Origin of the sequence: Paenibacillus sp. FSL R7-0652 (assembly GCF_038595045.1) — a bacterium.
Lineage (GTDB): Bacteria > Bacillota > Bacilli > Paenibacillales > Paenibacillaceae > Paenibacillus.
In genome coordinates, this window is the sequence record NZ_CP152001.1 from 3,007,372 (window position 1) to 3,031,143 (window position 23,772).

The window sequence follows — 23,772 nt, forward strand, 5'->3', positions numbered from 1 at the left end:
TATAAAATAAAGTGAACAAAAAGGCCGGAATCCTGCATGATACCAGGATTCCGGCTTTTTAAAACAATTCTGCTTAATGTATGACAGGTGATTCTCCAGGTTATTTCAGTACCGGAGCCGCAGCATTCTTTGCTCGCGCAATCCGTGCAGCCTCGACCATATTTTTCAGGGAAGCAACGGTTTCTTCCTGTCCACGGGTTTTCAAACCGCAGTCCGGATTGATCCAGAACAGTTTCGGATCAAGCACACGCAGCGCACGGTCGATCATGCTGCTCATTTCTTCCACGCTTGGCACACGCGGGCTGTGGATGTCATATACGCCAAGTCCAATACCGAGCTCATAGGTATTCTCCTCGAAGCTGTGAATCAGCTCACCGTGGCTGCGGGATGTTTCGATCGAGATAACGTCTGCATCCATCGCTTCAATGGAATCAATCATATCGTGGAATTCGCAATAGCACATATGCGTATGAATTTGGGTTGTTTCCTGTACGGTGCATGTCGAGATGCGGAATGCTTTGACAGCCCAATCCAGATAATCAGCTTGTTTATGCTCCTTAAGCGGCAGGCCTTCCCGAACGGCAGGTTCATCGACTTGAATCATGCCGATGCCTGCTTTTTCAAGAGCTTCAACCTCTTGTCTAAGTGCATAAGCCAGCTGATAAGCGATCGTCTCCCGTTCAACATCTTCCCGTACAAAAGACCAGTTCATGATGGTGATCGGTCCGGTCAGCATGCCTTTTACAGGACGATCTGTTTTCGACTGTGCATATTTGGTTTCCTCCACCGTCATTTCACCTATAAATTCGACATCCCCGAAAATAACCGGCGGTTTCACGCAGCGTGATCCATAGGACTGCACCCAGCCATATTGCGTAAAGGCAAACCCTGCGAGCTTCTCTCCGAAAAACTCAACCATGTCGGTACGCTCGAACTCACCATGAACCAACACGTCAATGCCGATTTCTTCTTGGATGTTAATCCAGCTGTCAATCTGATCACGGATAAAGGAAGCATACTGTTCATTGCTCAGTTCGTTTTTACGCCATTGCTGGCGTGCTTTCCGTACTTCAGACGTTTGCGGGAAGCTTCCGATCGTTGTAGTCGGGAAGAGCGGCAGCTGCCATTTCTCCTGTTGGGCAGCATGACGCTCAGCAAATGGGCGTGAGCGTTTAGGCTCTTGTACACGGATGGAAGCAACAGCTTCGTGTACCGCTTTGCGATTGCGATCTTCAGAACGCTGCAGCGCCTGCAGTTCCAGCTCCGCTTCGTTAATTTTAGCGGTAATGGCAGCATCACTGTGTGACAGTGCTTTTGTCAGAATAACGATCTCATCCAGCTTTTCATCTGCAAAAGCAAGGGCGTTTTTCAGCTCGGGAGCCAGTTTTGCTTCCCGCTCGGTTGTCACAGGCACATGCAGCAGGCTGCAGGATGACTGCACAATTAACCTTTCAGGGGTAACGAGTGAAGTCAGGGTGCCCAGCAGTGTCAGCTTGTCCTGAAGGGATGCTTTCCAGATGCCGCGACCATCAATGATGCCTGCTCCAAGCACTTTGTCTGCCGGAAAACCATGAGTTTGAATGGATTGCAGATTGCCTTCAAGACCATGTACGAAATCAAGACCGATGCCTTGAACCGGTAATGTGATGATCTGCGTATAGTTTTCCACAGATTCGAAGTACGTTTGCAGTACAATATTCAAACCCGGAACAGCGGATGCAAAGGCTGCATAGATTCTGTTCAGACGCTGGATATCTGCATCCTTCAGTTTGGTGACGAGGACCGGCTCATCAATCTGTACCCACTGTACGCCAGCGTCTGCAAGTTCTTGCAGTACTTGAGTGTAGAGAGGAAGCAGCTGATCAAGCCAAGCGTCCGTTTCGGATTCACTGTAGCCTTTCGAGAGCTTCAGGAAGGTCAGCGGTCCAACGATAACCGGTTTGCCCTCAATGCCTAGTTTCTCTTTGGCCTCGAGATAGGCGATTAGCGGTTTATTCTCGGTTAGAACCGGCGCAGCCTCGTTAAGTTCAGGTACAATATAGTGATAGTTCGTATTGAACCATTTGGTCATTTCACTAGCGGCGGCATCTTTCGTTCCTCGGGCGATGCCGTAGTAGACGGAGAGAGGTACTGTACCTCCGTTATAAGCGAAGCGTTTTGGCACAATACCAAACATCACGGCTGTGTCCAGAATATGATCATAATAGCTGAAGTCGTTTACCGGAATCAGGTCGATACCTTTGGCTTGCTGCTTGCGCAGGTGGTCTAAACGAATCTCTTGCAACTTCGCATGAAGTTCATTCTCTTCTAATTTTCCTGACCAGAACGCCTCCAGTGCTTTTTTCCATTCCCGATCGGCTCCGATCCGCGGATACCCCAATACGCTGCTTTTTGTCATTTGCCATTACCCCTCTGCAATGTGTTAACAACAAGGTATCACAGAAGCATGGTTATTAAGTAATTCCATTAAATTATATCCAGCTATAGCTTTGTGCTATAACAAGAGAGGACTAAAAGATAGAGGAGTGGGGACAAGGAAGTTAAAAGGGAAGGTTTGATAGCGAAGGTGATTTAAAGCAGTAGATGCCACCATTGAAAGAAGATAATCTGCTGTGGAAGTAGACATAGGAGCGTTCCAATGGTTAACTAGGCTTATGGCAAGAAGGAAGGGAAGGCGGCATCTGTGAATCTGTTTTACGTTCAGTCGATTGTAGGTGGAGTCAGTAAAGTGAAAAGTTTTCTGGAAGACAACTATGTGGGCATCCCGTGGTCAGCACTGGGAGATCTGGAGCAGATATCGTTGGAGCAGGTGCACGAGCTGTTGGAGCAGCGCTATGGACTTGCTGGTGATGAGCGGAGTGAAGCTGCGCAGACGATTAAGCTGTTTGCAGACGTAATGAACGACGGCGACTATGTCGTTATGAAGGATGAGGATTGGATGTATGTCGGAGACCTTGGTGATTATTATTATGACGACTCCATTGGCACCAGCGACGACTTCATTTGCCACCGCAGGGGCGTAACCTGGCTTGGTAGGGTACCGCTGGAGGATATTAATGAACATATGCAAAATTTGCTTCAAGAACCAAACGGAGCTGCCCAATTCAGGTTGCCTGTAACGCAGGCGAGGCTGGATCAGGTTCTTAAGGGGAATAGCGCTGCAGCGGAGACTATTGGGACAGCATTAAACCAAGAAACTCAGCCCGCAGCACCAGAATCATTCAAAACGCTAACACATGAACATACAACTCCACGAGTGGAGCAATCCATGATTGAGGCCGCACTGGATGTACTTCAAGAAGCACTGCAGAGCAAAGATGAACAATTGCGAGTCCAAGCGGCAGCCGCGATTTTGCAATATGCTAAGTCATAATCCCATCTTCAATGTGGGGCGTTGAAGTTATAGAATAAAAGGGACAACCGCCATGGTTGTCCCTTTGCTGTGTATAGAGAATCTCTTTTATAAAAAGATAAGTAACAATGTTCCTGCCGCAAAGCAGTAATAAGAAAAATACTTCAGATTGCCTCGGGCCATAATGCCCATAAACCATCTCATCGAGAAATAGGTAACGACCAGCGTCGTAATAAACGCGATCAGGTAAGGAATAGCGAGCTGAGCACGATTAGGATCATGCGCTATATCTGAAGCACCCATAATCACGCCGCCGATACTGATCGGGATGTAGAGCATAAAGGAGAACTTTAACGCCGTTTCCTGCTTCATGCCGACTGCAATAGACGAAATGACGGTAGCCCCCGAACGGCTGATGCCCGGAATAAGAGCAACGGCCTGAGCGAGTCCAACCAGCACGGCATCCTTTGTTTTTAAATCACCGTCCTGTTTGCGACCGCGCAGATTACGAATAAGCCAGAGCGCTGCACCCGTAATTAGCAGGGCCACCGCAACCGTATAAACAGATGAGAAGATGCTCTCAATCTGATCCTTGAACAGCACAGCAGCAACGGCAGCTGGAATCGTACCGATGACGATATATAAGCAAAACATAAAGTCAGCCCGATATTCCGGTTTACGAGTTGTTAAGTAACCCCATCCACCGGTAATCAGCTTCATGATGTCTTTCCGAAAAATAAAAACAATGGAAATTAATGAGGCGGTGTTCGTCAAAATTTCAAATGAAAGGCCATTTTGCTTCAGTCCCATTAGCCGCTGGGCAATAATTAAATGGCCGCTGGAGGAGACCGGAATCGGCTCCGTTGCCCCTTGAACAATACCCAAAAAAAAGTACTTTAACCACAGTATAATCTGATCCATCTTGTCCTCCTTGAAACATTTCTCTACATTCTCAAAAATCATGTTCTAAAATCATTCTCTTTGTTAAATCTCTCTATCCACTCTAATGATGATAGCCTTTTAACTTACCAGATGGCAAGTTTGGAATGAAATTGTCAGTGGAAATGGGATGTATATTCTCTTTTCTCACTTAATAGACGAAGTTTGGAATGAATATATTAAACTTGTATTGTCAAAAGGCTAGAGTCGTGATATCGTTGATAACGATTATCAATATCATTTGATTTATAGAATCCAATACATTAAAGGTGGGGTTATTTTTGCGTAGTACAAAAAGAAGTTCAATATGGATCATGATGGCGCTTGTTTTCATGCTGATCTTGAGTGCATGTGGTCAGTCTGCTTCAAATACAGCTAAAGATGGGGCGGGGAAGACTACTGTATCATCCGATGCGGGAAGCAAAACCAGTAACAATTCAGATGGTACGACAGACACAGGAGCAGGTGCAGAAGATGAGATGGTTTCATTCCAGTCTGATGCCGGTGAAGTGAAAGTGCCGAAAGATCCTAAACGGATTGTGGATCTGACGGCCTTCTCTACGGGATACTTTGTCGCACTGGATGCTCCAGTGGTGGGGGCAGCTGCAGGTGCAATGAACAACAAATACATCAAAGAGCAGCTTGCTGCACAAGGAACAGCAGATTTAGGTGATCAGCCGCCAACACCAGAGCAGCTGCTGGCTCTTAAACCGGATCTGATTATTGTGTACACTGGTACAGAAGGCATCGACAAGCTGTCACAGATTGCACCTGTGGTTCAGATCGAGTATGGTAAGCGCAATTACAAAGACTTGATGCTGGAGATGGGCAAACTTACAAACAGAGAAGATGCAGCTAAAGCCTGGATAAGCAAGTGGGAAACTCAGATTAACGAATTGAAACCAAAGGTAGAAGCAGCTGTAGGTAATCGTACCGTATCGATCCTGAATCCGTATGATAAAGGGTTGTATGTCTTCGGTCATAACTATGGCCGCGGGGGAGAGATTATTTATGGCGAGTTTGGACTAAAAGCCCCAGCCAAGGCTCAGGCAGAAGCAATTGACAGCGGAACAGGCTGGGCTTCCATTTCGGTTGAAGTGCTGCCGGACTATGCAGGGGACATTATTTTTACCAGCCCGTGGTCCGGGGATACGAGTGATTCCAAAAAGGTATACGAGAATACACTATGGAAGAACCTTCCGGCAGTCAAAGCCAATCATGTGTTTCAGCTAGATCCATCGTCTGACACCTATAATGATCCTGTATCGCTGGAAGGACAGCTTAAATTCATTACGGATAGCTTGCTTTCGGCATCCAAGTAGTTTTTCTGAAAGCAGACTTCGATGATAGAAATATAGATCATTGAAAAAAGGGAAGAGGCTCTCACCGTCTATGGTGGAGCCTCTTTGCGTGGAAAGGGATCATCAACAGACAGATGAGGAGTCCTTTCTCTTGTTCTGGGAGCTTACCGCGTGCTCAGCGTTAGGAGCCAATGCGAATTTATGAATGTTTTCCGTTCCGGCTTCAATGGCCTGCTGATAATAGCTGCGCTTATGTTCGATAACCTCCATCGTTCTCCGGAGTTCCTCCATCTGTGCTTCAACGCTGGCTTTGCGCTCAGTAAACATGTCGTATCTTTGTTTCAGTGTTGCGTCACCTTCGGAGCACCAGGCAATGAAGTCTCTGATATCCTTAATTGGCATACCGGTTGCCTTCAGACACTGAATAATCTTTAGAAAATCGATATCCGAGTCTTTGAACTGCCTTGTTCCGGTCGAATTACGTTCGACGAAAGGCATCAGACCTTCTTTGTCATAGTAGCGAAGTGTATATACGGTCAGGTTCAATTTTTTGGCGACTTCACCAATCGAATAGGTCATGGCTCAGATGTTCCTTTCGCTTCGGGATCAGATTGTAATAAACAACCGTTATAGGTATGAATTCTACAGCGCAGTGAATTCTATCATGCGGTCAGGATCGCTGTCAAAACATGAACTTTTTAATAAAGTGGGCTAAAACATTTGACTTAGAGTTAACTATAGGGCTTAAGATCAAGTGGTATCCAAAATCATGAGGAGGTTATTACATTGATTACAGCTAAAGCTAGAGCCGTGGACGGACCCGATCAAGCCTTTCGTTCCGCAGAGATTAACCGCCGTGATCTGGACACCACGGATGTATTGATTGAGATTAAATTTGCCGGCATCTGCCACTCGGATATTCATACTGCTCATGGGGAGTGGGGTCCAGTCAATTATCCACTCGTACCGGGCCACGAAATTGCCGGTATTGTAACCGAAGTTGGTAGTGGTGTAACAAAATATAAAGTAGGCGATCGTGTAGGTGTTGGATGTATGGTCGACTCTTGCGGTGAATGTGAGAATTGCCGTAAAGGAGAAGAGCAGTACTGCCTGAAGGGTAACATTCCAACGTATGCAGGAGTAGACAAATACGGTGAGCCAACCCAAGGTGGTTATTCCACACATATCGTGGTAACCGAGGAGTTTGTCGTGCGGATCCCCGATAATATCGAGCTGGATGCAGCGGCACCGCTGCTGTGTGCCGGAATTACCACCTATTCTCCACTGCATCACTGGGGCGCTGGTCCGGGTAAGAAGGTTGCTGTGGTAGGGATGGGCGGCCTCGGTCATATGGCGGTTAAAATTGCACATGCCATGGGAGCCGAAGTGACGGTACTTTCTCAAACTCTCAGTAAAAAGCAGGACGGCTTACAGTTTGGTGCAGACCACTACTATGCAACGAGTGAACCGGAAACGTTTGAGAAACTGGCAGGAACATTCGACCTGATCATTAATACGGTCAGTGCCAGCATCGACATCAATGCCTATTTCTCGCTGCTCACACTGGACGGTACACTTGTCAATGTAGGGGCTCCGCCAGAGCCGCTTGCCGTAAATGTGTTCTCGCTGATCGGTCATCGCCGTTCATTCGCCGGTTCAATGATTGGCGGGATTCGGGAGACACAGGAAATGCTTGATTTCTGTGCGAAGCATGAGATTGCACCCAGCATTGAAGTCATCTCGGCCGATCAGATTGATGAAGCATACAAACGGGTGCTTGCGTCAGATGTGAAGTATCGGTTTGTTATTGATACCAGCACGATATAAGAAGGGAAAACGTTATTCAGGCGTTCAATAGTTAAAACAGCAGCTATAAGCCCCTATTTCCATGACGGAGAGAGGGGCTTTTTTTTCCTGTATGCTTTTATTTTTCGGCCATATACGAGTTTATAGGGCACCTACAACCGCGTGAGGAATATAAGGTTCTTCCAGAAAGGCGATGTCCTCTGCGGACAGCTTTCCCAGACAAAACCGGGATACATCCATTCCTGTGCTGCCAAGTTTGACGTATTCCATCATATTCACGTTTCCTTCCATTTGCAGATGGTTTCAAAAATAGAGATCGGAGTACTGTCTTCTCTATTATGTCATATTCTCCGAATGAAACTGCAGTTTATTTCGATCAAAAGTTGGCCTGAGTCAATCCAAACGTGAAAGGGATCGTAAATATAAAGGAGGAGGTACTAAAAAAAGCCCCTTACTAATAAGGGACTTGTGTATAACTATATTTGAAATTGAGATTACATGAAAAGTATAAAAGAAAAAGATTGAACGTAAAAATTCGCCGTGATATAATCATGAGCGCAGTTGTAAATTGAATGTAATTCAAATGTTGAATCATTTTTCTCCTACAATAATGATACAAGGAATTCTTCGATTTGTCAACGCGCTTTTTTATTCCAATATATGGGTTTAGGGGTGGTTGAGCTTATGGCAGAAGCAGATGAGTGGTTGATTGAAAAAGAAAGATTGGCTCATGTCCGGAAAGAACTGCAGACAAGACTTGAGGCACTTGAACCCAAGGTTTCAGGACTGGCAGATCAGGCCGCCGAGATTCGCAAGCGTTTCTGGGAAGAAGTGACGATAAATACTGGTTCGTATACGGACTTTGAAGAAGCTTATTATACGATTAATCAGCAATCACGGGTTTTGGCTGAGCGGGAGCGGGGTCACAAGCTCTTGCTGCAGCAGTGGAAAAACGTAAACCGCTTACTTCCGCTGCCCTATTTTGGGCGCATTGACTTTAGAGAGAAGGGGCAGGGATATACAGAGCAAATATACATTGGAGTATCTTCTTTTACGGATGAGCAGGGTTTGAATTTCCTCATCTATGATTGGCGAACGCCAATCGCTAGCCTCTATTATGATCATGGTTCCGGCCCTGCGAATTACGAAACACCCATGGGGCAAATTGAAGGAACCGTTGAGTTGAAACGCCAGTTTCAAATTCAGGATGGTCAGCTGAAAGGCATGTTTGACGCGGGTGAGACGATTGGAGATGCGCTTCTTCAGGAGGTGCTTTCCAAAGGTGCAAGTTCCCAGATGAAAAGTATTGTAGCGACGATTCAAAAAGAACAAAACGCCATTATCCGGGATGATCGGAGCCGAATGCTGATTGTACAGGGAGCAGCGGGCAGCGGTAAAACGTCTGCAGCGCTGCAGCGAGTGGCCTATTTGTTATATAAATATCGCCAGACTGTTAAGGCCGATCAGATGGTTCTGTTCTCACCTAATCCAATGTTTGCAAGTTACATCTCGACAGTGCTGCCTGAATTAGGTGAAGAGAATATACAGCAGACAACGTTCCAGGAATATTTAAACTATTGGCTTGGTTCCGCTTTGGATCTGGAGGACCCCCTTGACCAAATGGAATATGTGTTAACCGCAGAGAAAGAAGCTGGATATGCCGCACGAATGGAAGGGATTCGATATAAGGCATCTACACCATTTCTGGAGGCACTTAAAAGTTACGGGGAATGGCTGGGCAGGGAAGGCATCCAATTTATTGGCATCCGATTTCGGGAACGGGAGTTAATCACTTCGAAAGAAATGAAAAGGCAATTTTCAAGTTATGATGACCGTTTGTCTTTACCGAATCGGATTCTGTTGTTACAGGAATGGATGCTGAAAGAACTGGCTCTATTGGAACATCGCGAGCAGGCTGCTGATTGGGTTGAAGAGGAAATGAATTATCTGGATATGGATGACTATGCGGATGTTTACCGCAAACTGCACAAGGAAAAGCCTGTATTCGAAGTAGCGGAGCAGTATGCAGCCCGTGAAAATGCAGGTAAACATCCTGGTCTGGATGAAGGAGCACATGATTATATGGAGCGGGAGGAAGAACTGCTTCGCCGTAAAATTGCGAAAGAGAAGTTTAAGCCGATGAGACGGCGTGTGCGTAAATTTAAATTTGTGAATGTGCAGGCGGCGTATGAGCAGTTATTTGTAGACGAGACTGAATATAAAGAGCGAACCAACGGTGCTGCTGTTCCACCTCACTGGAATGAAATCTGCCGCCAAACGAGAGACATGCTGCAGCAGAATAAACTGTTCCATGAAGATGCCGCTCCGTATTTATATGTAAAAGAAATGATTGAAGGTCTGCGCATCAACTCGGATATCCGTTATGTGTTTGTGGATGAGGGGCAGGATTATTCTGCTTTTCAGTATGAATATCTCAAAAAACTGTTTCCACGTGCCCGCATGACGGTACTGGGAGATTTTGGGCAGGCCATCTACATGCAGGCTACGGAACTTGCCGCTGCGGATTCTCCTCTAACCAAGCTGTACGGAGCCAAGGATACAACACTGATCAGACTGGTGCAGAGTTATCGCTCGACACGAGAGATTGTTGAATTTACGCGGGAGATGCTGCCAGGCGGTCATGAGATTATTGCTTTTGACAGAAGGGATAAGAAGCCGCTTCTGATCCATGCAGAAGCTGGTGAGCGGCATCGTGACGAGTTCATCCAAGCGGATATCGCAGCGCTTCAAGCGGATGGATATCGGTCGATTGCGATCATAACCAAAACGGCAGCCGAGAGCCGTATGGCCTATGAGCGTTTACAAAAACAGGGCATGAAAGACCTACTGCTGATTACAAGACAGACCGAACAGTTTGAAAAAGGATTGATGGTTATTCCCGTTTACCTTGCCAAGGGTGTTGAATTCGATGCGGTGCTTGTATATGATGCCTCAGCGAATCGATATGGAGAAGAGTATGACCGCAAACTCCTCTACACGGCTTGTACTCGCGCCATGCATCGGCTGCATCTATATACGGTGTTGGACTGGTCTCCATTTGTTCAGGCCATGCCTGCACATCTGTATGAATTGAAAGATGTATAAATCAACTCTACTGAATGGGAACCGGAATACCGTGCATGCATATGCTCAACATTTGATTGGGCGTATGTATGTTTTTTTTGGAGTTGTTCAATGAGTTTTCGTGTTAAACAAACGATGTAATAGGTAGAAGAATGCAAGATTTTGTGCATGTAGTACAACTGGAAGTCTGGTAAAATAAAGCAAACTTGAATATAAATTCAGGGATAATATAAAGGATGCATAAGCGTTAAAACCAATGTGAAACAGGAGGCGGCTTGGGATGAACAAACCGATGATTGGCGTACTGCCTTTATATGATACGGACAAAAGTAGTTATTGGATGCTCCCTGACTATATGAAAGCTATTGAAGATTCAGGTGGGATACCGGTCATGCTGCCGTTAACGACGGACGAGGATATCATCACAACGCTGGCGAACACCTTTGACGGATTTCTGTTTACCGGCGGACATGATGTTAACCCGGAACTGTACAAGGAGCAGATGCTGAGTGTTTGTGGCGAGTTGTGTACGGAGCGGGATATGATGGAGGCTTTTCTATTTAAAAAAGTGATTACACTGGATAAACCCGCCTTCGGCATATGCCGCGGGCTGCAGCTGTTTAACGCGTTATTAGGTGGAACTTTATATCAGGACATTCCTACAGCGCTTAATACGGATCCGCAGGTTAATCATCAACAAAGGCCACCCTATAGCCATCTTGTACATTCAGTACATATTGAAAAGAATACGATACTTCATCATATCCTTCAGACCGAGCAGATTCAGGTGAACAGTTATCACCATCAGGGCATCAAAACGTTATCCGATCAATTAACAGCTGCAGCAATTGCGGAGGATGGATTGGTTGAATCCGTCGTTATGCAGGGCAGTTCATTTGTACTCGCTGTTCAGTGGCATCCGGAGTACAGTTATGCAGTGGATGGGTACAGTCAGCAGCTGTTTGCTGCTTTCGTGAGCGCCTGCAGCCCAGCTCGATTCAAGAGTCTTAAACAGGATATTAAGGATATTACAGCCTGAATCTAATACACAAAAAGGGGATAGATCATTAAAAACCACTTTCAAGTATATGTTATAGCATGTACTTGAAAGTGGTTCACATTTTCTCTGAACGATCACAGGGTATGCATTATTTCATCGTGTGAACAATCAAACCAATATGAGTGAAGTAGTTGAGTACCCCAAAACCAACAAAAATAATACCTGCAATAAGCCACAAATACTTCACAGTGCGCATGAGCTTCGGATTAGGATTATCTTTAAGAAGAAAGGGGAAAATACATGCTCCAACCCCTGTAATGGCAAATAATAAAGACATGAATGATGCTTCGATCATCGGATAATCAGCAAACCAGCCTGAAATGGGTTCTTCCGGAGGAGCTGCGAATAATTGAAAACCAACACCTGCGAAGCTGATGGAGATGAGAGCCATACCCATAGCAGCAGCAAAATAGGAAAGCGGTCGGAGAAGGTATGGCAGTTCAGCCCGAAGTTTTCCGGATATTAACGTTGAATCTTCTAAGTTCAAACCGGCTCTGTGATATTGATTGGATTTTCTCCAAAGAATGATCGTCGCCCCCCATAATAAAGCACCAAAAGCTAAAACGGGTTCACCGAAAATAATATCGTCGAAAGGGAACCCGACCTTGGATAAAGGCCATGTCAATGTCATGTGCGCACCCGTCAGGATTAAAATGAAACCCGTAATCCCGAACCCGACAGCCCAGCCTTCCAAGTGAGTTACCTTGGATCGAAACACATCTGCACTGAATTTAAGAATCATTAACAATGCAGCTCCTGCAGCAACAGACATCAATGTGTTATACATTGAAGTTGCTGACCAATCAATAATCATGTAATATCAAACTCCTTATATTAAAATGAACATGCATTAGCATATAACTTAATTCGTGAAATTTCAAATCCTTTTTTTTTAGAAATAAAGAGATATAATATGGCGGCAGTATAAAGAGTTTTATTTGAAGGTTGACAATATGTAAAATTTAAAATAAAATATATGCTATAGCATATAGATGGTGATGACACGGTGTGAATATGTGATCGGCCAGAGAATGAAACAAATCCAGTGTAATTACAGACTCATGGGCCGAATACATGGTACAGCATGTATATGATCTGCGACCTATATGTATAAGCCAATGTAAGATGGAAGGGAAGGATTGCTGTGTTTACTTTTATTACGGTTTTACAGGTTCTATTAGGTCTGTTTTTCCTGGTTACAGGAAGCAAAATTATTTCGGGTAAGATGGCCGATGAATTCAAACGTTTTGGCCTGCCCTCTTTTTTTAATGTCTTGACAGGATCGTTTGAGATCGTTGGAGCCATGGGGATGATTGCTGGAATATGGATCCCTGATCTTGCATTTTGGGCAGGTCTGCTTCTGGGCGGTACGATGTTTGCTGGTGCATTCACATTGATTGTTTTGGCCAAAGATCCAATACAGAAGGCCATTCCTGCAATCGTTTTGTTTGTTCTCAGCTTGATGGTATCCCTGTACCCTTTCTTCTAAGCGCTGCATAGGGAGGAGACGAAGATGGAACTACTGCATTCACAACAAATTTTAATTGTTGAAGATGAGCTGCGAATTCGTAATCTTCTAAGGTTGTATTTAGAGAAGGAAGGTTTCCTTGTTGAAGAAGCTGTCACAGGAGACACGCACATCAAACGAATTCGGGAAAAGCTGGATGAGATTTCTCCTGATTCCTCCTCCATGATCAATACCGTATGGGGATTGGGATATAAATTGCAGATTCATTAGCTGAGAACTCGATTAAAATAATCACTTTTAGCCGCCTCATTTCTTAAAGCGTGCCGTTTGTAACATTCGTTCAGATCACCTATAATTGGGTATAAGAAAATGATGAATGAGGGTACAGCAATGGACTTATACAATGTGACTGGTTTTTTGATTCACCGGACGGACCTGAAACTAACCAATTATTTTATCAAACAATTGAAGCCATACAAAGTCACCCCTGAACAGTGGAGTATTATTTCGTATATGGATATCGATAAAGCTACGACTCAAAAAGAACTCGCAGAGGCTATTGATCGGGATCAGACCACTGTCGTTCGAATGATTCATTCATTAGAGCGTAAGGAAATGGTTCGACGTATAGTAAATGATCAAGATAAACGTTCGCATCATTTATATTTGTCTCCCAAAGGAGAAGAAGTGAAACAAAAGTTGTTGTTAACGGTCCAAGAGGCCCATAATTATGTTACACGCGGTATACCGCCAGAGGAACTGGAACAGCTAAAAGCAATTTTAGAGAAACTATATATGAATGTGCGAGAGGATTAAGTGAATTTGAGATAGTGATTCGAGAACACATAAAAGATGCTATAGCATGTATGTAAAAGCACGAATTCAGAAGGGGAAAGCTATGTCGTACCTTTTGCAAAATGTGAAGACCTCCTCAGTTCATGAGGAGGTCTTTTGTTGAGCATAGGTTATGACTTCATATCAGACTTGATGTTCACTTCGTTTTTAGCATTAAGAGTCTCAATTAACTTTTCACCTTCAACGTCCAGATTAGGCAGCAGGCGATCAAGCCATTTCGGAAGTGACCAAGCCTTGTCGCCAAACATCGCCATAATTGCAGGTACGAGCGCCATTCGGATGACAAAAGCATCAATGAGAATGCCGACAGCAAGCGTGAACCCAATCTGTTTAATCATCACATCATCGGTAAAGATGAAACCGGCAAATACCGAGACCATGATAACTGCTGCAGCAACGACGACGCGGCTGACCTGATTATAGCCATGCACAACGGACTCGGTGCCGCGGTGACCATGCACATACGATTCACGCATGGAGCTCACCAGAAAGACCTGATAATCCATGGCAAGACCGTAGAGAATCCCCGTGACGATAATCGGCATGAAGCTAAGCAGGGGGCCGCCTGTATCGAAACCGAAGAGGGAATGCAGCCAGCCCCATTGGAACACAGCTGTCGTGATCCCGAATGTAGCCAGGATGCTGAGCAGGAACCCAATGGTTGCTTTAATAGGAACGATGATGGAACGGAACACAAGCAGCAGGATAATTAATGAAAGCAGGATGATAATGCCTACATAAATCGGGAAAACCTGAGCCAGTTTCGCGGACATATCAATATTTACGGCGGTCAGACCAGTAACCCCGAGTTTGACGTCATACGTTTTGGCCATACTTGAATCTTTCGAACGAAGATCGTTCACCAGTGTTTTCGTCAAGTTATCGTTAGGACCTGTTTTGGGTATGAGACTGAAAATAGCTAGATCCTCTGTCATGCCTAAAGGTGAAACTTGTGCCACATTATTCTGGCCCTGCAGCTCCATGGCGAGTCCGCCCAGAAGCTCTGGCGTCATTTTTGCAGAAGGATTACGCGGTTCGGCTGCAAGGATTAGTGGTCCGTTGAAACCTTCGCCAAAACTTTTCGAGATCGCATCATAACTCTGTCTTGCATCCGTATCCAGATTTGCCGAGGAAGCTCCCGGAATACCCATATCCATCTTGGTAATGGGGATAGCGGCAAATCCAAGAATGAGAACAATCGCAATAACAGCAGCCCAGCGGTTTTTGATAACGAATTTCACCCATCGATCAGCCACACCATGACTTGACGATTCCGATGAGCTGACCACCTTGGCACGGGCTTTTTTGGAGCAGATTCGTTCACCTACAAGACCAAGCAGGGCAGGCAGCAGCGTTAGTGCTACAAATACATTAATGAGCACTGTGGCCGCTGCGACTAAAGCCATCGTCGACAAGAAGGCCAGTCCGATGACAAGCATACCGCAGAGGGCAATAATAACGGTTAAACCTGCAAAGAACACGGCGCTCCCTGATGTGCCGATTGCACGTGCAGCAGCTTCTTGTGCGCTCAGGCGCTGATCGATAATCATCCGGCGCTGGCGATTGACGATAAAGAGCGCATAGTCAATGCCGACAGCCAGACCCACCATCAGAGCCAGAACGGAGGTAACACTTGGCATGTCAACAAATTTGGAGATCGAGAATGCTCCCCCAACTCCGATGGCCACACCGAGCAGCGCTGTAACCAGGGGCAGACCCGCTGCAACAACGGACCCGAGAGTAATCAGCAATACGATTACAGCAATGACCAGTCCGACAATCTCGGCTGAACCCACACCGATGGATACCGATTTAAGCGTTTCACCAGGCAGTACTTTGATCTGTGTTCCTTGTTCAACCTTCATCACCGATTGAATGACGGAATCGAACACATCTTGAGTTATGGCAGACTGTTCAATCGTGAACTGGAACTGAAACAAGGCGGTACTTCCATCGGATGCAATCAATACCCCTGGAACAGGCACGTTGTTTACAATTAGAGGACCGTATGGAGGCGGAGAAGCCGCTCCCTGCTGCGCCATGTTCATGGATTGAGCTGCTTCGGCAGATGAACCTGAACCGCTTGCTTGTGCTGCCGCATAGTCGGCAGGGTTAATGACCTTGTCCAGCCCATATACTTCGCTGACGCCTTTCATAATGGCAGCTAGTCGTTCAGGTGTATCCAGCCGCTCGTTATCCGGCGCTTTGAACACAACGCTTCCTTGACCGCCGGAGGCGGCAGGCAGTTCTTTTGCGAGCTGATCCAGAACCTTCTGTGATTCGGTGCCCTCAATCTTCATTTCCGAACTGATGTGAATACCGTTCATGCTGATCATAGAGATCACTATTCCTAGAATGAGAACCCAGCCAATAATAAAATAACCGGGTTTGCGAAAAGCGGTTTTTCCTATTTTGTATAATAAGGTAGACATTTCTCTAGTTTGCACTCCTTCTATTATAAGTATGTGAGTTGTGATGATGCAGAATGAGTGGAAAGGCTAAAACCCTTTTCGCAAATGATCAAACACCGTTTCCATAAAATGATCAAAGGAAACTGCATCGGATCGATCATGGGAAGCGATATGCTGCCCAGGCAGCAGAACGTGAAGTCTTCCTTCAATTAAGGGAAGCACGGTACCGTAGATCGCGCTGATCAGCAGGTACGTATAAATCTCGTCGTATTGTCCATTCGACAAGTCGAGCAGCGTTTCTTGAGCCTGCGTCTGCAGTCGGTGCATGGCAGCTAAATAATGAGGTTCAAGCACGGGATAGGTCCGGGATAAGATAACGAGCTGATGCAGTCTGCCAATCAATTCCGACGTGAGCTGCATTTTTACCAGCTCGTACAGCAGGTCCAGTAACGAAGCATTCTCCGGAAGTTGGGTAAGCAGCCGTTCAAGTTCAGCTGTATTTGTAACAGAAATGGCTCCCAGGGCAACCGCTTCTTCTTTACATGTAAAGTAGTTAGCAAATGTTCTGCGCGAGCATCCAACCTGCTGTACGAGTTCTTCTACCGTGAATCCGTCAAGTCCATGCTCCATCGTAAGGTCAAAAGCGACTCGGGCGAGTGCTTTCTCCGTAGCTTCTTTTTTAAGGTGCCGCAGTGTTCGTTTCATGGTTTTACCGCCTATGCGTTCACTTCCTTTTGGTGGATTAAATGAAAAAACAAAGGGAATTATAAGGAATGAAATCATCATATCAATAACTTGCTCATTGTGCAAATTTACTCATTGCGCATTTTAATTTTGTGAATGAATATCCAAATTGAACTTATGAATATACACTATAAACAAGTGGATATGCAGCTTGTAATTGCAGCTGACGGAGTATCTGGATATTATGCCCAGCTGCAAACGAGTGCACGGGATTTATGCTTGAACCGAACAAAAAGATAAACGAGAGTGAAAAAATAACCTTTTCCCAAAAAGATAATACGAATGGAAAAAGGCATCGATTAAATCTATACACAATGTCTCGGGCACCGATCATATAAGGCTAATTGAAATTACGGAGCAATTCACAAAGTGCACAATCTCAAGATTGTACTTAACCAAATTCGAAAGCATAATTATGCAGGAATAGTATGGATATGATGAGGGGCGCTGCGTTGGGGTACAGCTTTTAATTTTTAGAAGGAGGCAGGATAAATGCTGCTTAAGGAAGGAGAAGATATATCGTTTGGATAGATCGTGGGGGTGTCTTCATTCAAGATTAAAATAAAGTTGAAAAATAAATTTTGAAATATCCCTTGATTTTTCGGGAAACGTCTGATAGTGTAATACCTGTGATTTTGGAAAGTTGATTTATCAATATGAATTAGAGCTTTCCAGCAGATAATTTTTGACCACTTCTACCGAGGAGTTAAGGCCATACGGACAGCCGGGTCAAATGCCGATTGGCAACTTCTGTTGCCTTATTGATTGAGTTCAAAGCTCAAATTTTATAAGTTGGTTACTTTACAACCAGTGCATCTGCACATCAACTTGTGAAACGGTCAATAAGAGTGGTAAAGGCGAATTATTTGCTATATAGACTCTGATCCAATATTGATATACATGAAGAAGCTTTCCGCCGAAGGGGTTCTTTTGGACTTTTTTGGTCATAGAGTCTTCACGTCTTTTTTATGATGTATATCGACAAGCAAGTGTGATGGTGTGCGCAAACGCGACATTTTTCACCTTGCTTTTTTTATTGTATCAGGAGCGGGTGGACGCTGCATAATGAAACAGTATAACTGCGAACGTCTCGGAATTTTACGAAAAAAACTAAAACAAAAAAACCTAATTACGGGGATAGGAGAATGAGAAAATGGGAAAAGCACTAATCATCGGCGCCGGCGGCGTGGCTTCTGTAGCGGTACACAAATGCGTTCAAAACAGCGAGGTTTTTGAAGAAATTTGTATCGCAAGCCGCACAAAATCCAAATGCGATGAACTGAAAGCAAAATTGGATGGCGGCAAAACAAAAATTACAACTGCACAAGTCGACGCGGACAATGTGGAAGAACTGATCGCATTGATCAACGAGTTCCAACCGGATATCGTAATGAACTTGGCGCTGCCTTATCAGGATCTGACAATCATGGATGCGTGCCTTGCAACGAAAACAAACTACATGGACACAGCTAACTATGAGCCGGAAGATACGGCGAAATTCGAATACAGCTGGCAGTGGGATTACAAAGAACGCTTCGAAAAAGCAGGTATTACGGCACTGCTGGGCAGCGGCTTTGACCCGGGTGTAACTGGCGTATTCTCTGCATACGCATTGAAGCACTATTTTGACGAAATCGAATATATCGATATCCTCGACTGCAATGGCGGCGACCATGGTTACCCATTTGCTACCAACTTCAACCCTGAGATCAACATTCGCGAAGTTTCTGCAAACGGCAGATACTGGGAGAACGGTGAATGGATCGAAACGAAACCGATGGAAATCAAACGTGTGTACGACTTCAAAGAAGTTGGCGAGAAAGATATGTACCTGCTGTACCACGAAGAGCTGGAGTCCCTGGCGAAAAACATCCCTGGCTTGAAACGTATCCGTTTCTTCATGACATTTGGTCAAAGCTACCTGACTCACCTGAAAGCTCTGGAAAACGTGGGCATGACTTCGATCGAGCCTATTGAGTTCGAAGGAAAACAAATCATTCCTCTGCAGTTCCTGAAAGCAGTTCTGCCTGATCCGGCGTCCCTTGGACCTCGTACTGTAGGTAAAACAAATATCGGCTGTATCTTCAAAGGTAAAAAAGATGGTCAAGACAAAACATATTATGTATATAACATCTGTGACCACCAAGAGTGCTATAAAGAAGTAGGTTCCCAAGCAATTTCTTACACAACGGGTGTTCCGGCAATGATCGGTGCAGCTATGGTGATGACAGGCAAATGGAACAAACCAGGCGTATACAATGTAGAAGAGTTCAACCCGGATCCGTTCATGGAAGAACTGAACAAATGGGGACTTCCTTGGGTAGAAGATTTCAACCCGGTTCTCGTGGATGAACTGCCAGAAGAGTCCAAAGCTAAAGAATCGGAACTTGTTCGCTGATATGCAGTTCGAACAGCTGCCTACGCCTTGTTTTGTTGTTGACGAAGCTTTGATTGAGAAAAACTTGAAAATCCTGAACGGTGTAATGCAGCGTACAGGTGCCAAAATTGTTCTTGCTCAGAAGGCGTTCTCCATGACGGCGATGTATCCGCTTATTGGAGAATACCTGAATGGTGCGACGGCGAGTGGTTTGTATGAAGCTCGTCTCGGATATGAAGAGATGGGTAAAGAAAATCATGTGTTTGCTCCGGCTTTTCGCGAGGAAGAGATAGATGAGATCGTTTCGATCTGTGATCACATCATTTTCAACTCCTTTTCGCAGCTGGCCAAATTCAAAGATAAAGCACTGCAGGCCGGCTGTAAGGTTGGCTTGCGGGTAAATCCGGAATGCTCTACGCAGGAAGGACACGAGATCTATGATCCGTGTTCTCCAGGTTCGCGCTTTGGTGCCAAGCAGGAAGACTTCCGTGCAGAACTGCTTGAAGGTGTGTCAGGACTTCACTTCCATACATTGTGCCAGCAAAACTCGGACGATCTGGAAACGACGCTGAACGCCGTTGTAGAGAAGTTCGGACAGTGGCTGCCGCAGATGGAATGGATCAACTTTGGCGGGGGGCATCACATTACCCGCGAAGATTACGACATTCCAAAACTGGAAGCATGCATTAAACGGATGCAGAACGATTACAATTTGGAAGTGTATCTGGAACCGGGAGAAGCGGTTGCTCTCAATGCAGGGTATCTGGTGACTTCCGTTCTGGACTTCCACAAAAACGGTATGGATATTGCCATTTTGGATACCTCCGCGACATGCCACATGCCGGATGTGCTGGAGATGCCTTATCGTCCGCCACTGATCGGATCAGGAGAAGCGGGTGAAAAACCACATCTGTATCGTCTGGGCGGCCAAACGTGCCTGTCTGGTGACGTGATTGGTGATTACTCATTCGATGAACCTTTAAAAGAGGGCGACCGTCTTGTATTTGAAGACATGGCAATCTACTCCATGGTGAAAACCAATACGTTCAACGGCATGCCTCTGCCTGCCATTGCGGTTAAACGCAAAGACGGCGATTGCGAAATTGTTCGTGAATTCGGATATCAGGATTTCAAAATGCGTCTGGCTTAATATTTTATTATAATGTAGATACAAGTAAAAAAGAGCTGTCCCTTCTCACTATTCATGTGATCGGGGACAGCTTTTTTTGGCATACAGTTCCTATTTATTCTGGAGAATCCACTGGCTTGGAGGCCGCTCTTGCAGCATAGGGAAAGATCGGGTCTTTCAGTTCAAATTCATACGTCAGCCCATTTACAATCCCTACGACATTCTCGCTGTCATATAGATCAAGTAAAAATCCGGCCATCTGGTCGGCAGTATGAAATTTGGCCACTCGGCCTTCATATTCGAACTGATCCAGATCAAAGGCACGTTCAGCGAACTCGGTCTCCGTGGCTGCTGGTGCGAGTACTTTGGCCTGCATTGGAGCGTTTTTGCTCCGGAGTTCCTGTGCCAGCCCTTCGGTAAAGGCGCTGACATAAAACTTGGTGGCACAGTACGTCACCGCGTCAGGAACGATGGTGTAGCCGCCTCCTGATGAGATGTTGATGATCTGCGTACCCGGAGTATTCGCATAATCCCGAACATAGAGAGTGGAGAGAATCGTAAGTGCTTCAATATTAAGATGCAGCATCTGTTCAATCTTGGGCAGGTGCTGTTCACCGACTGAAGCAAAATTGCCAAAGCCTGCGTTGTTGATCCACGTTTCAATGGAGTAACCTTTCAAACCTTCATAGAACGCATATACATCTGCGGTAATGGACAGATCTACTGTGCGAATAACAACATCGAGTGTCGGATTAAGTTCAGCGATTTTATTTTTCAGCTGTTCCAGTGCTTCTGTTCTGCGGGCGGCGAGAACCAGATGTTTGCCTCTGGCTGCAAAGGCCAAAGCGGCTTCGTAACCTATTCCTGAGCTAGCCCCTGTGATGACGGTATATTTCATGTGAATTCCTCCCGGATCAGTTCTATTCTTATTGTGGGGTGACCACGAATTGATTATACTGATTAGAGTTTACTCTAAGTCAAGTACTTGGATGAAGGAGGTGAAGACCATAATGCATACCATCGGAGAAGTGGCCCAGATGCTGGGTATCAGTGCGCATACACTTCGTTATTACGAAAAGGAACAGATCATCATACCCCTGCGAGACTCCAGCGGTGACAGACGTTATAATGAGTCACACCTGAAATGGCTGCAGTTTGTTATCAAATTAAAGGAAACCCAAATGCCGATTGCAGTGATCAAACAGTATGCTTCCTTGTTTCAGGAGGGTGAGCATACGGCTGCAGAACGACTTAAGCTGCTGGAAGATCATAAACAATCCGTTGAACACCAGATGAACACCCTTTATGCCGCAAGCGAGATGCTTGAACTTAAAATTAAGGCATATCGGTCATTAATCGGGAGATAATGGTATGAAGTCGACATGATGAACAGCATATAATGGCAGTTATATATCACATTCTATTGCCAAATGTGCGATTTTTGTTATAGACTATTTTTTATGTTTGTTAAAATTTATGCTGTTCATCGTTCATCAAGGGGGAAATGGAATGCATCAACCAAAAGTGCACAAGTCAAACCAGCTTAAAATCCTCTCCAAAGTGCTGCTGATCATTATTGGAGGATTCATCACGGCATATGGCCTGGAGGCCATATTGATTCCAAACAAGGTATCGGACGGAGGGGTAACCGGACTCAGCATCGTAGGTTCGAATCTGTTCGGACTGCCGCTGGGCTTACTGATCGGATTGTTAAACATCCCGTTTGTATGGCTTGGTTACAAGCAGATTGGTAAAAGTTTTGCGTTATACTCCGTAATAGGCATTGCCTCACTTGCTATTAGTGCAAGTCTAATGCATCATGTGCCAACGATTATTGAAGGAGATACCCTGCTGGTTACGGTAGTGGGTGGTATCATTATCGGTTTTGGTATGGGTCTTGCACTGCGTAACGGCGGAGCATTGGACGGAATTGATATGCTTGCTGTGCTGTTATCACGTAAGCTGCCTTTCGGAACGAGTGACTTAATCCTTTTTCTGAACATGTTTGTATTCATCGTTGTTTCGACTGTATTTGGCCTGCAGGGAGCTATTTTGTCCGGACTCGCCTATTTCATTGCTTCTAAAGTGATACATATTGTCGAAGAAGGTCTCAGCGGTTCCAAAACGTTTAAAATTATTACCACACAGCCGGAAGTTATGGTGGAGACCATTCGTGACAGACTTGGACGTGGAGCAACGTATACGGATGCGTATGGCGGTTATTCCAACGAGCAGTTCAAGGAAATTACTTGTGTCATCAACCGGATGGAAGAAAGTAAAATCAAGGATATCATTAACGAGATTGATCCTGCAGCCTTTGTTGTTGTCTACGACGTAGCCGAAGTGAAGGGCGGAAATTTCAAGAAGAAGGACATTCACTAAGAACAAGCGTTGATAAGAGCAGCCCTCTTGTCAGCGCTTTTTCTTATCTCTTTTTGGCAAACAAAATCAATCAACCCGCTCTTTTAATCAGCCAGCAATTAATCTTCCGTAAAAACAGTAGCAAAACTGCTGTCAACACCTTCAATATACAATGGTATCGCGTATACCTTGTGAATATTAGACAAATCCTGATTCAGATTCAGGTCTTCAATGACCATAACGTACCTGCCGTCCACGCGGCCTTTGCCAAGAATCGTTTGATGAAAAGCCACGGCTTCCTCTGGATGATTCGCTGCACCAGCGGAAATCATATCGATACCAATGGCACGCAGGGAGTCAAAAATCATCAGGTACTGTGCTGCCGAGGCGGATAAACCCGGGTTATGGTTAGCGTATCTTTCAGGATCAGATGAGCGAATGCTGCCAAATCCCGTGCGAATCAGCAGCAGGTCAGCTCCAGCGATCTGATGTTCATAAGGTACGAGATCCGCTTTGGTGATTAACTCATCATCACGTTTAGGGATATCAATAATGACAGGGTGTGTAAAAATAAACTCGTCAATCGGAATCTCACTGATCTTCCTGCCTTTAGGGTTAAAGTGCCAGGGAGCATCGATATGCGTCCCATTATGATTAAGACTGGAAATAATAAACTGGTTATAAGGGTCACCTTGATCAATACTTGACTGCTGCTCGATGACAACTGGAGGGTTGTCTTTGTAGACCGGTGTGTGAACACCGAGGGGATAAGACAAAAGAAGTCGCTTCATATTCGAATTGCTCCTTTTCTATGAAATAACGTAATTGATCTTCATTTTATTGAGATAACCGCAGCATGGGTTTAAGTGGTTTACGTGCTGCATC

20 protein-coding genes and 1 pseudogene are annotated in these 23,772 nt (G+C 45.2%); 12 read left to right on the top strand and 9 right to left on the bottom strand.

Annotation, left to right across the window (positions count from 1 at the left end):
- Positions 1 to 100: 100 nt before the first annotated feature.
- Positions 101 to 2,398: a 5-methyltetrahydropteroyltriglutamate--homocysteine S-methyltransferase gene (metE, locus tag MKY97_RS13705; RefSeq protein WP_342555954.1), complete on the bottom strand. Its 2,298-nt coding sequence runs from the start codon at positions 2,396 to 2,398 to the stop codon at positions 101 to 103.
- 285 nt (positions 2,399 to 2,683) lie between these two features.
- On the opposite strand from metE, the gene MKY97_RS13710 reads away from it, so the two are divergent.
- Positions 2,684 to 3,373 (top strand): hypothetical protein, encoded by a 690-nt coding sequence (locus tag MKY97_RS13710; RefSeq protein WP_342555955.1) that lies wholly within the window; start codon positions 2,684 to 2,686, stop codon positions 3,371 to 3,373.
- 87 nt (positions 3,374 to 3,460) lie between these two features.
- Here the strand turns inward: MKY97_RS13710 and MKY97_RS13715 are convergent, their stop codons facing one another.
- Positions 3,461 to 4,273 carry an undecaprenyl-diphosphate phosphatase gene (locus MKY97_RS13715; protein WP_342555956.1) on the bottom strand — a complete coding sequence of 271 codons (813 nt, stop codon included), beginning with the start codon at positions 4,271 to 4,273 and terminating at the stop codon, positions 3,461 to 3,463.
- A 299-nt stretch (positions 4,274 to 4,572) separates the two neighbouring features.
- Between MKY97_RS13715 and MKY97_RS13720 the strand changes: the two genes are divergently transcribed.
- A complete protein-coding gene (locus tag MKY97_RS13720) occupies positions 4,573 to 5,613 on the top strand; it encodes an ABC transporter substrate-binding protein (RefSeq protein ID WP_342555957.1) in 1,041 nt (346 codons plus the stop codon).
- A gap of 102 nt (positions 5,614 to 5,715) precedes the next feature.
- Here MKY97_RS13720 and MKY97_RS13725 read toward each other — a convergent pair whose 3' ends face one another.
- Complete coding sequence (locus tag MKY97_RS13725; RefSeq protein WP_342555958.1) at positions 5,716 to 6,171, bottom strand: MerR family transcriptional regulator; 456 nt, start codon at positions 6,169 to 6,171, stop codon at positions 5,716 to 5,718.
- Positions 6,172 to 6,378: 207 nt separating this feature from the next.
- On the opposite strand from MKY97_RS13725, the gene MKY97_RS13730 reads away from it, so the two are divergent.
- Positions 6,379 to 7,419, top strand: coding sequence for an NAD(P)-dependent alcohol dehydrogenase (locus tag MKY97_RS13730; RefSeq protein WP_342555959.1), 1,041 nt, complete (start codon positions 6,379 to 6,381; stop codon positions 7,417 to 7,419).
- A gap of 120 nt (positions 7,420 to 7,539) precedes the next feature.
- Here the strand turns inward: MKY97_RS13730 and MKY97_RS13735 are convergent, their stop codons facing one another.
- Positions 7,540 to 7,671: a hypothetical protein gene (locus MKY97_RS13735; protein ID WP_342555960.1), complete on the bottom strand. Its 132-nt coding sequence runs from the start codon at positions 7,669 to 7,671 to the stop codon at positions 7,540 to 7,542.
- Positions 7,672 to 8,082: 411 nt separating this feature from the next.
- Here MKY97_RS13735 and helD point away from each other — a divergent pair, with 411 nt between their 5' ends.
- Entirely contained in the window at positions 8,083 to 10,503 is a 2,421-nt protein-coding gene (helD, locus tag MKY97_RS13740) for an RNA polymerase recycling motor HelD (RefSeq protein ID WP_342555961.1), read from the top strand.
- A 259-nt stretch (positions 10,504 to 10,762) separates the two neighbouring features.
- On the top strand, positions 10,763 to 11,521 hold the full coding sequence (locus tag MKY97_RS13745; RefSeq protein ID WP_342555962.1) for a gamma-glutamyl-gamma-aminobutyrate hydrolase family protein: 759 nt from the start codon (positions 10,763 to 10,765) through the stop codon (positions 11,519 to 11,521).
- Positions 11,522 to 11,630: 109 nt separating this feature from the next.
- Here the strand turns inward: MKY97_RS13745 and MKY97_RS13750 are convergent, their stop codons facing one another.
- Positions 11,631 to 12,356 carry a DUF981 family protein gene (locus MKY97_RS13750; protein WP_342555963.1) on the bottom strand — a complete coding sequence of 242 codons (726 nt, stop codon included), beginning with the start codon at positions 12,354 to 12,356 and terminating at the stop codon, positions 11,631 to 11,633.
- A gap of 324 nt (positions 12,357 to 12,680) precedes the next feature.
- Between MKY97_RS13750 and MKY97_RS13755 the strand changes: the two genes are divergently transcribed.
- The 3 genes and pseudogenes from MKY97_RS13755 (at position 12,681) to MKY97_RS13765 (ending at position 13,826) form a co-directional block, all read left to right on the top strand.
- The gene (locus MKY97_RS13755) at positions 12,681 to 13,031 is read left to right on the top strand and encodes a DoxX family protein (protein WP_342556325.1); all 351 of its coding nucleotides are present in this window, start codon (positions 12,681 to 12,683) and stop codon (positions 13,029 to 13,031) included.
- A 135-nt stretch (positions 13,032 to 13,166) separates the two neighbouring features.
- Positions 13,167 to 13,280: pseudogene (locus MKY97_RS13760) on the top strand (helix-turn-helix domain-containing protein); the annotation flags it as partial.
- 120 nt (positions 13,281 to 13,400) lie between these two features.
- Positions 13,401 to 13,826, top strand: coding sequence for a MarR family transcriptional regulator (locus MKY97_RS13765; RefSeq protein ID WP_342555964.1), 426 nt, complete (start codon positions 13,401 to 13,403; stop codon positions 13,824 to 13,826).
- A 149-nt stretch (positions 13,827 to 13,975) separates the two neighbouring features.
- Here the strand turns inward: MKY97_RS13765 and MKY97_RS13770 are convergent, their stop codons facing one another.
- Together MKY97_RS13770 and MKY97_RS13775 are read right to left on the bottom strand one after the other, a co-directional pair.
- Entirely contained in the window at positions 13,976 to 16,297 is a 2,322-nt protein-coding gene (locus MKY97_RS13770) for an MMPL family transporter (RefSeq protein WP_342555965.1), read from the bottom strand.
- Between the two features lie 66 nt (positions 16,298 to 16,363).
- Positions 16,364 to 16,981: a TetR/AcrR family transcriptional regulator gene (locus MKY97_RS13775; protein ID WP_342555966.1), complete on the bottom strand. Its 618-nt coding sequence runs from the start codon at positions 16,979 to 16,981 to the stop codon at positions 16,364 to 16,366.
- A gap of 1,192 nt (positions 16,982 to 18,173) precedes the next feature.
- Between MKY97_RS13775 and MKY97_RS13780 the strand changes: the two genes are divergently transcribed.
- Both MKY97_RS13780 and nspC read left to right on the top strand, forming a co-directional pair.
- Positions 18,174 to 19,418 carry a saccharopine dehydrogenase family protein gene (locus MKY97_RS13780; protein ID WP_342555967.1) on the top strand — a complete coding sequence of 415 codons (1,245 nt, stop codon included), beginning with the start codon at positions 18,174 to 18,176 and terminating at the stop codon, positions 19,416 to 19,418.
- A 1-nt stretch (position 19,419) separates the two neighbouring features.
- Entirely contained in the window at positions 19,420 to 20,547 is a 1,128-nt protein-coding gene (gene nspC, locus MKY97_RS13785) for a carboxynorspermidine decarboxylase (RefSeq protein ID WP_342555968.1), read from the top strand.
- A gap of 94 nt (positions 20,548 to 20,641) precedes the next feature.
- On the opposite strand, the gene MKY97_RS13790 is transcribed toward nspC, so the two are convergent.
- On the bottom strand, positions 20,642 to 21,424 hold the full coding sequence (locus MKY97_RS13790; RefSeq protein WP_342555969.1) for an SDR family NAD(P)-dependent oxidoreductase: 783 nt from the start codon (positions 21,422 to 21,424) through the stop codon (positions 20,642 to 20,644).
- Positions 21,425 to 21,536: 112 nt separating this feature from the next.
- On the opposite strand from MKY97_RS13790, the gene MKY97_RS13795 reads away from it, so the two are divergent.
- Complete coding sequence (locus MKY97_RS13795; protein WP_342555970.1) at positions 21,537 to 21,893, top strand: MerR family transcriptional regulator; 357 nt, start codon at positions 21,537 to 21,539, stop codon at positions 21,891 to 21,893.
- Between the two features lie 142 nt (positions 21,894 to 22,035).
- The gene (locus MKY97_RS13800) at positions 22,036 to 22,908 is read left to right on the top strand and encodes a YitT family protein (RefSeq protein WP_342555971.1); all 873 of its coding nucleotides are present in this window, start codon (positions 22,036 to 22,038) and stop codon (positions 22,906 to 22,908) included.
- Positions 22,909 to 23,006: 98 nt separating this feature from the next.
- On the opposite strand, the gene MKY97_RS13805 is transcribed toward MKY97_RS13800, so the two are convergent.
- The gene (locus MKY97_RS13805; RefSeq protein WP_342555972.1) at positions 23,007 to 23,678 is read right to left on the bottom strand and encodes a cyclase family protein; all 672 of its coding nucleotides are present in this window, start codon (positions 23,676 to 23,678) and stop codon (positions 23,007 to 23,009) included.
- Between the last annotated feature and the right edge of the window lie 94 nt (positions 23,679 to 23,772).